This is a genomic window from uncultured Helicobacter sp., assembly GCF_937893305.1.
Classification (GTDB): domain Bacteria; phylum Campylobacterota; class Campylobacteria; order Campylobacterales; family Helicobacteraceae; genus Helicobacter_D.
In genome coordinates this window covers 1-6829 of sequence record NZ_CALBGN010000022.1, presented here as the reverse complement: position 1 = coordinate 6829, position 6829 = coordinate 1, and the positions used below count along the sequence as shown (strand labels likewise).

The following is a 6829-nucleotide window of genomic DNA, read 5'->3' as shown; positions in this document are numbered from 1 at the left end:
TTCTTTAGAGAAAACCCTAAAGCTTGATTCACCCCATAATATTTCAGCGTCTATTTTTGAAACACTGCTTAAAACTTGTGCTAAGTTTCCAATCATATAAAACCGGTAATAATTAGTAGAATCAAGTGTGCCACTTGTAAGCTTTACAAGTTCGGAAGGATTAACGGGTTGAATATGCGCAAAAGTTTCAATTTCTGTAATAACTTCTTGCGGGAATCCATTTACATTTTCTAAAGATTTATTGATAATCTTTATATTTTGTTTAGGGATAAGCCCTAGTATTGCTGGCATTGCTTCGTTTAGGAGATTCATTTCACAACTTTATAATTAACACTGCTTCGCATAAATCCTGTATCAACTAAAGGCTTACTACTTCCTTTTTGTTTAATTGTTGATAACGCATTAGGTGGCGTGTTTGTTTGATTAATGCTTGTGATAATATCGCCCCGTGCAATTTCACCTACTTGGTTTAAAGATAGTTCCAAATTTTGATTACTTACTAATTGTTGTTTTAGTAAATCTATCCATTTAACTTTGTTTTTATTAATTGCATTCCTAAAAAAAGGTCTTGGCGGTATGTTTATGCTCCCGTATTCTTGCATACTGGCAATGCTAGCTACATAATCCCCATTAGTATATTTTGCAGTTTCAAAAAAACCAACTTCAAGATTACTAATATTGCCTAGCAACCCCTTAAATTCTTTTTCCAACTCTTTTACCAAGTTAAAATCAAAACCTTTTATTTCTGCTTTCAATATACGACCTTAATTAACAATTCTTAAGCCTGCTTGTCTTGCAAGCCACGCCAGATATTCTATACCATAAGGGGTTAAACTTAAAAAATATGTAAGTTCATCTCCTTTTGTGGAATATGGCGAAGCTTGATAACTAACACTAACATCCCCTACACTGCTACTAGCAGTAAGCCCTTTTTGTGGCAATATTCCTATGGATTCGCCTAAGCCTGCCATCACTGAATAATGCGCAACAAGCATATAAAAAGGGAATAAAGTCTTACATTTAGTAAAATCCCTAAACTCTGGATATAAGCATTTGATTTTATCAAAGACGACCATAAAAGAATCCACATCATCCTGCAAAGTGATGGCGTTCTTAAATTCTTGGTAAACTTCTAAGAATTGTCTAAGCTCATCAGGGATAATAATAGGTAAAGGTCTAGGTGGAACATCTGGTGGTGGTAGCTCCCCATCTATCTCAGGGTCCAGTTCCGGCAATATTGTCGGTTTATCTAGCTCTTGCTCTTTATCCCACATATCCATAACCTTAACGCTCGCCCTCTTGGAGCTTAACATTATTAGCTTTCTTATTTCTATTTATATCCATATCTTGCTTATTTTTGATGTTCTGCAGGCTATCATCAACGGCTTTAGACTCTTTCTTTTGGTCTTTATCATTTGAAACAACAATAAAGCCGTCTTCAATAGCTTGTTTAAAGCCTGAATATTTATTAATGATTGCGTTAAAATCGTCTTTGCTTATTTCATTCATAAAGCAACCACCTTTAAAAGTGATTGTTTTATTTTCTAAATGATAGCTACAACCTGCCATTTCCTTAATAATAACGAACATAAATACCCCTTATTAGATGTTATTGTATCTTACAATAAACAAAGGCTTGAATATTTGCGCACCACAAGTCCCCGCGCTCATTGCTTGCGAATATCCGTAATCGTTTTGTATTACATTGCCCATTAATGCTAGCTCGCTATATCCAAGCTTGGTCGTATCAGCAACTCCACCTGCCATACTCTCCCCGATAAAATAAATCACATCTTGGTTAGTATAAGCTTTTACAAATTCAATAGCACTAACAAAATACATATTAGGATAAGTTCTTTGTATTTGCTCAAATACAGAAACCCCTAAATCGGTATATTTTGATTTTAAGGTCGTATATCCTGTGGAGCTAATAACACATCTAATTTTAGAATCGCTATTAATAACATTCCCTGATTGTGTTACTAATTTACCAACTGCTTTAGCAAAAAAAGCCATAACTTCCTGCCATGTCATAGCTGATAATAATTTGTCTGACGCTTCATAACTTGGTAATTCTGGATTATTTAATAACCCATAACATAAAAACGAGTTTCCGCTGTTATTAATATACCCATTAAAAGCAGTTCTGTTTAACTCCACTGCGATTGCTTCTGTGGTTGCGCTCATAAGCATATCGCTATAATTAATCTTAGCCTTGCTAACTTGTTCTGCTTCTAAATTAGCAAAATTAAACTTTGTGGAGAAACGATAATGCCCTACTCTATTAAAGTTGATATTCATACCAGCTAATAACGGCATTCCATAATCGCTATAAGGTGTAGTTTGCCCAGTTCTTTCTACAATAGGTGTATAGTAATCATCATCAGACCAATCAAGCAATTTTTCCCTACGCCCTAAGGCTTCATCTCCTGTTCTGTAATTTAGGATATTCTCCACAACTTGAGTATTTAAACTTGATAAAATGCCTGCAGGCATACCGATATTTGTTGCTGTAAATGTTGGCTGTGCATCAGCTCTTCTACTATTAAAAAAGCCTTTTTGATTTAAAGCTTTTAATTCTCTTGCGTCAATTCTTCTCATATTCTCCCCTTATGCTGTAATTGTTTCATTAGTGTTAATTGTGTTTGCTTGTGCTGTGGTAATCTCAATAATGCCGTCGCTAGCTTCTGCTTGCCCTTTTGAAACAATAAACCCTGTGTATGTGTGGTCAGCTTTTACCATTTTATCACCAAACACTAATGCGCCATTTTCTGTTTTTAAAAACACATATTGCCCTTTCGTTGCTTGTGTTTCGGTCTCAATAAAAATGCTTCCTACATTAAGAATTGCAACATTATCGCCTTTTTTATAGATATGCACCGCTTCTGCGCCATTGCTTGCGATGTAATTGTCTTTTACCACAATTCCTAAAATTTTCCCGGATATTGCTGCCCCACTTGCCCCAATTACTTCATTTTCATTCGTCCCGCTTGTTTTAGATTGCACAAAGCAACCTACACAAACATTATCATCTGCCGCTATTCCATAAGTAATATTTGTGTAATTGTGAAATCCTTTTGAAATTTGTCCTGGAACCCCTAATGCTTGCGTTGCATACGCTTGATTTTGAAAAGCCATTTTTTCTCCTTAATATCTATCATCTAAAATTTTTAAAATATTGCTTTCTTTGCTTTGCGGAACAGCAACATCGTTAAACTTAGAATTACTTCTTTTTGTTTGCGCAATCATTGTGAAAGCTGTCATTGCGTCCATTCCTTTACCTAAAGTGTTACCACTTAATGCTTCGTATCCGAATTTATAAATATCGTTTGCGCTCATTCCGCGATAATCAAAAGTTGTTCCTAATGTGTCACTTACTTTTGCATAAGTGTCTGTGATTTTCTTTAGTTCTTTTCTTTGCTTATCTTGGAATTCTGTGAGCTTCTTCTCAATAATACTCTCTGTTGCTTCTACTACTGCTTCCGCTAACTCTTCCGCGCTTACTTTGTCTTTTGCAATAACAATCTCTTCTTCATCATCTTCTTTATTTTCCACTTCGCTTTCGCTTTCGCTTTCGCTATCGTTCTTTTCTGTTTCACTGGGATTATAAGCTAACTTTTCGGCTAATTCCGAGATAGTCTTAACCTTTTCATCTTCTCCACCTTTAAATTCAGAATCGGGCTTACCTGAGATTGCCATAATTTCCCTAATGATTTCTCTTTTATCTTCATCAATGATTTTTAACTCATCATCTTCTTTAATTTCCACTTCCTCATCATCTTCTTTTTTAGGTTCGGAATTCTCATCAAAGAATCTTTTAATGTGTGCCATTAGATTATCTTTAAACCTTTTTTGTGCCATTGTAACAAACTCCTTAATATTATTTTTGCTATCTTGTATTTTTAAATCGCTTCCACTTCTACCTTTATCTACTACAGCCAAATGATTAACACATACTATTCTTTGGATATATTCATAATTCTCACCATTGAATCTTCCATTTTGTAATTCTTCTTCTCCTGTGTAACCAGGAGAAAGTTCAACAATATTATCTTCTTCAATGGCTTTAATTAATTTGGGATTATAAATTATTATGTCCGCAGTTAGCATTAGATTATCTTCATCGATACCTATGGAGCTTCCTATTGCTCCATCTGCCAAATTATCATCTTCCCCCACCCATTTATGATTAAATTTAATGGGTTTGTTAGCAAATGTATCTTTAACTTTCACTAAATCATCAAAAGGGCGATAGACTTTAACTATCCTATCATCTGCTTCGCTTACGCCACTTTTAAGCTCGCTTAACAAATATTCAAACACTCCAGCTTTTGCGATAGGGTTGTTTTTTATGATTAGATAGCCGTTATCGTCTTTGATTCTTTTAGAAGTCTTTTTGTCTAAAATCCTAAAACTATGCATTAATCACCTTGATTTAAAAATCGGTAAATTATATCATAACTATAAAATGATATTCTGAATTATTTCTTATCAACTATGATATAATAATCACCTGCGTTATCATCTTTAATTAGTTTAAACTCTTGATTTAGCTGTGGGATAATACTAACTGCTACACACCTACAATTAACGCGGTCGCCACAATGCCCTTTATTCCCGTAACTATCAATAATCGCCGTTGGTGTATCATATCTATAAATCCTACCATTTAAGATTTTATGCCCACCATCGCCTTTACTAACCCTTTCATCGTGTGCGGTTTCCCACCTGTAAAATTCAAACCCTAGCTGTTGCGCGCGCGCCTGTGTGTAACCACTTATTGCTTTGTGGGCTTGGTCTCTAGCTATTGTTCTTGCGCGTCTATCGGATATGCCTTTAAAGGTTTTTGCTTGTTTATAAATAGCTTCTTGGTCAAAACTTCCTATGCTATTCAAAAACGCGCTTCTGTATCTTGCTATAATTTCACTGGGAATTGTCTTTATTAATGCTAGATTCCGCTCATATATTGCTTGTAATTGATTTTTAACACCTTGCGTTTTATTTTTAATATTAAAGGATTCATCAAAGGAAGCAAATTTAAGATTTACATATTTTTCTGTATTTCTTGTAAATTTCTTTGCTAAATTCTTTGCTAAATTATCGGCTCTTTTGCCCCAATCTCTTAATAATTCATCAAATTCAAAAGCAAGCTGTTTAGATACATTTTTATCAAATGTTTTATTATACCTAGCAAGCGCCCAATATAAAACGCTTCTATTTATTTCGTTAGAGAATGTTTGTAATTTTCTTTTGTAGTCATTCTCTAGCGCAAAGTTTGATTTTATTTTAGGCAATACCTTCGCCCGTTTTTGTTTAGTATTTTTCATCTGTTAATTGCTCATTTAAAAAATCATCTTCTTCGGGTTCATCTTCAAAATCAAAATTATTACTTATAATATTATTATCTTTTAAGTATTCTAAGCCTTGTTCTTGCGTAAATACTCCATTAATAATATTCTTGCCTATAAAATCAGCTTCTAAATTCTTAACTTGTGCGTCTTCTAGCTTGCTTGTCTTTGTGATTGGATTAAATTCATAAGTCGGCGTTATATCTAAGCCCTTTTCCATACAAAGCATTTTTAAAACTTGCTCTACAATAGGTTTTATTGTTGCATTTTGCAAACTCATAATCTCATCATAATAAGAATTTAAATCAAAATCACCCGTAGCATTAAATCCGCTTGGGGTTAATCCTAGTAATTTAACTGCTGGCATTCTTGCGCTAACAGCAACATTTTCATAAAGCTGAGCTATTAACTTGTCTAAGCCTGATAATGTAGTAATGCTTTGGATATAATCTTCTTCTTTTGTCAAAAGGATTAGAGAGTTATTATTCTTTTGTTTATTTATTGCTTTAGCTCGTGCGATTGCTTCTTCAGGGTTAATTTTAATTAAATCACTTTTGATTATTTCACTTCTAAATCTTAATAGCATATCGCTCAAGCTTTGCCTAGCAGTATCTGCGCTACTTACATAATTTTTCATAAATTGGCAGATGGATATTCCCATAAAATTAAACATTGGTTTTAAAAGCAATGGAGATTCAAAAATAACTAAAGGAATAAATCGGCTTGCGTGTATCACTCCTGCATTTCCGCTTACCGCCCACATAGTAGGCCGCATAAAATCATATCTTAAAGGGTTAGCGGTTTCTACTTCACTTGCGCCGCAAAGATAAGGTGGCACAACTCTAAACCCATTAATTTTGTTTCTTAACCAAATCTCTTTTTTGATATATAAAGGGTTTCTCAAATCTTCTGCATTCACATCAACAAAAATTAAAGCCCCACCATAAGTAAGGCTAACTGATATTGCTTCCCTTAAAACTTCAAAAAATTTAAGGTCTTGTAATCTTTTATTTAGTTCATCTTTAAGTTCGTTTCTTTGTATATCGTCTTTAATGTCTAATACAATATGACCACCACGCCTTAATATTTCATTGCAATATTTATTAATTGCGTTGTTGATAATGCTATCGCTTGCCAAAAAAGCACATTCGCTATACCCCACACGATTAACTATGTAATCGCTATATTGTGTTAAGGAATTGTTCGCATTAACATTAGCATTAACATTAATCCATTCATCTTGGAATCTTTTTGCCCAATCATTAAATACATTTTCACATCTGGCGTCTTGGAATTTAAAAGGGGGAGTTAAATCTAATATATTCTCACCTTGATTCGCGACCATTCCATTAAATCTATTAATATTTTCTTTTTGTCTTCTGCTCATACTGGGGTAAAATCTTTTCTTATTCACTATGCGCCTTTCATAAAAAAATATTATAGCATATTTGCTATAGCCCCCCAATCCACTTTATTATTTT

9 protein-coding genes are annotated in these 6829 nt (G+C 33.9%); all 9 read right to left on the bottom strand.

All coding sequences use genetic code 11. The annotated features are described in order from the left end of the window. Positions 1 to 312: hypothetical protein (locus Q0358_RS08400; protein ID WP_299550159.1), on the bottom strand; the 312-nt coding region annotated here is incomplete at its 3' end. Beyond that, on the bottom strand, positions 309 to 755 hold the full coding sequence (locus tag Q0358_RS08395) for a hypothetical protein (protein WP_299550156.1): 447 nt from the start codon (positions 753 to 755) through the stop codon (positions 309 to 311). The genes Q0358_RS08400 and Q0358_RS08395, both read right to left, overlap by 4 nt. A gap of 9 nt (positions 756 to 764) precedes the next feature. Continuing rightward, positions 765 to 1280: a DUF4054 domain-containing protein gene (locus Q0358_RS08390; protein WP_299550153.1), complete on the bottom strand. Its 516-nt coding sequence runs from the start codon at positions 1278 to 1280 to the stop codon at positions 765 to 767. A gap of 4 nt (positions 1281 to 1284) precedes the next feature. Next, complete coding sequence (locus Q0358_RS08385; RefSeq protein ID WP_299550150.1) at positions 1285 to 1590, bottom strand: hypothetical protein; 306 nt, start codon at positions 1588 to 1590, stop codon at positions 1285 to 1287. A 12-nt stretch (positions 1591 to 1602) separates the two neighbouring features. Further along, the gene (locus Q0358_RS08380) at positions 1603 to 2601 is read right to left on the bottom strand and encodes a hypothetical protein (RefSeq protein ID WP_299550146.1); all 999 of its coding nucleotides are present in this window, start codon (positions 2599 to 2601) and stop codon (positions 1603 to 1605) included. Positions 2602 to 2610: 9 nt separating this feature from the next. Continuing rightward, entirely contained in the window at positions 2611 to 3138 is a 528-nt protein-coding gene (locus Q0358_RS08375) for a hypothetical protein (RefSeq protein WP_299550144.1), read from the bottom strand. A gap of 9 nt (positions 3139 to 3147) precedes the next feature. After that, positions 3148 to 4422 carry a DUF2213 domain-containing protein gene (locus tag Q0358_RS08370; protein ID WP_299550142.1) on the bottom strand — a complete coding sequence of 425 codons (1275 nt, stop codon included), beginning with the start codon at positions 4420 to 4422 and terminating at the stop codon, positions 3148 to 3150. A gap of 59 nt (positions 4423 to 4481) precedes the next feature. After that, positions 4482 to 5327, bottom strand: coding sequence for a phage minor head protein (locus Q0358_RS08365; protein WP_299550139.1), 846 nt, complete (start codon positions 5325 to 5327; stop codon positions 4482 to 4484). Next, positions 5314 to 6762 carry a DUF1073 domain-containing protein gene (locus Q0358_RS08360; protein ID WP_299550136.1) on the bottom strand — a complete coding sequence of 483 codons (1449 nt, stop codon included), beginning with the start codon at positions 6760 to 6762 and terminating at the stop codon, positions 5314 to 5316. The genes Q0358_RS08365 and Q0358_RS08360 overlap by 14 nt, the downstream gene beginning before the upstream one ends. Positions 6763 to 6829: the final 67 nt, after the last annotated feature.

Excerpts from the sequence above, each read along its gene's own strand:
- Q0358_RS08390 (WP_299550153.1), bottom strand. The coding sequence starts at position 1,280 with ATGGATATGTGGGATAAAGAGCAAGAGCTAGATAAACCGACAATATTG.
- Q0358_RS08375 (WP_299550144.1), bottom strand. The coding sequence starts at position 3,138 with ATGGCTTTTCAAAATCAAGCGTATGCAACGCAAGCATTAGGGGTTCCA.
- Q0358_RS08365 (WP_299550139.1), bottom strand. The coding sequence starts at position 5,327 with ATGAAAAATACTAAACAAAAACGGGCGAAGGTATTGCCTAAAATAAAA.
- Q0358_RS08385 (WP_299550150.1), bottom strand. The coding sequence starts at position 1,590 with ATGTTCGTTATTATTAAGGAAATGGCAGGTTGTAGCTATCATTTAGAA.
- Q0358_RS08380 (WP_299550146.1), bottom strand. The coding sequence starts at position 2,601 with ATGAGAAGAATTGACGCAAGAGAATTAAAAGCTTTAAATCAAAAAGGC.
- Q0358_RS08370 (WP_299550142.1), bottom strand. The coding sequence starts at position 4,422 with ATGCATAGTTTTAGGATTTTAGACAAAAAGACTTCTAAAAGAATCAAA.